1 protein-coding gene is annotated in these 1,265 nt (G+C 70.4%); it reads left to right on the forward strand.

Going from position 1 to position 1,265, the window contains the following annotated elements; all coding sequences use genetic code 11:
- On the forward strand, positions 1-1,134 hold a 1,134-nt coding region (locus NBW84_RS06805; protein WP_250282749.1), incomplete at its 5' end, for an HsdM family class I SAM-dependent methyltransferase.
- Positions 1,135-1,265 lie beyond the last annotated feature (131 nt).

The following is a 1,265-nucleotide window of genomic DNA, read 5'->3' on the forward strand; positions in this document are numbered from 1 at the left end:
GAGGAGTGGACGATCCAGGGCACCGACCTCAAGGGCGACGCCTACGAGGGCCTGCTCGCCAAGGGCGCCGAGGACACCAAGACCGGCGCCGGCCAGTACTTCACCCCCCGCGCCCTCATCGACGCCATGGTCGACGTCACCCAGCCGACCCCCACCGACACGATCACCGACCCGGCCTGCGGCACCGGCGGCTTCCTCATCGCCGCCCACCACTACATCCGCACCCACCACATGGACGACATCTCCCGCGAGGACCGGCTCTCCCTCGGCGCGGGAAAGATCTGGGGCACCGAACTCGTCACCGGGACCGCCCGGCTCGCCGCGATGAACATGCTGCTGCACGGCATCGGTGACGCCGACGGCCCATCCCTGATCACCGTCTCCGACGCGCTCGCCGAGCAGCCCCGCCGGCACGCCTCGCTGGTGCTGGCCAACCCGCCGTTCGGGAAGAAGTCCGCGATCACCGTCGTCGGCACCGACGGCCGGGCCGAACGCGAGGACATCTCCTACGAGCGAGCCGACTTCCGCGCCACCACCACCAACAAACAGCTCAACTTCCTCCAGCACATCATGTCGCTGCTGGCGATGAACGGCCGGGCCGCCGTCGTCCTGCCCGACAACGTGCTGTTCGAGGGCGGCGCCGGGGAGAGGGTCCGCCGCCGGCTGCTCGAGGAGTTCGACCTGCACACCCTCCTGCGCCTGCCCACCGGCATCTTCTACGCCGGCGGGGTGAAGGCCAACGTCCTGTTCTTCGAGAAGAAGCCGCCCCGCGGCGGCGGCGGCCACAACACCTCGAAGCTGTGGGTGTACGACTTCCGCACCGGCAGGCACTTCACACTCAAACAGCGCCCGCTGCGCCGCGCGGACCTCGACGACTTCGTCGAGGCCTACCTGCCCGGCAAGCCCCACGACGAGCGGGTCGAGTCCGAGCGTTTCCGCGCCTTCGACCACGCCGACCTGATCGCCCGCGACAAGGTCAACCTCGACATCACCTGGCTGAAGGACCCCGCCCTCGACGACGCCGACAGCCTGCTGCCCCCCGAGCTGATCGCCCGTGAGATCGTCGAGGACCTCCAGGCCGCCCTCGCCGAGTTCACCGCCCTCGCCGACTCCCTCGGCGGCGAAACCCCCTGAACGCGCCCCGCGGGGCACACTCCTCGGCTGGACTCTGGACTGTCGTGGGCTGGGTCGTCGCCATCGCGCCTGCCGTCGACCAGCATCCGCCGGCCACGTATCCACCCGGGCCGCCGCCGCCCGGTCAGTAT

The organism is Protofrankia sp. CiP1_Cm_nod2 (genome assembly GCF_920664355.1).
Taxonomy (GTDB): Bacteria; Actinomycetota; Actinomycetes; order Frankiales; family Frankiaceae; genus Protofrankia.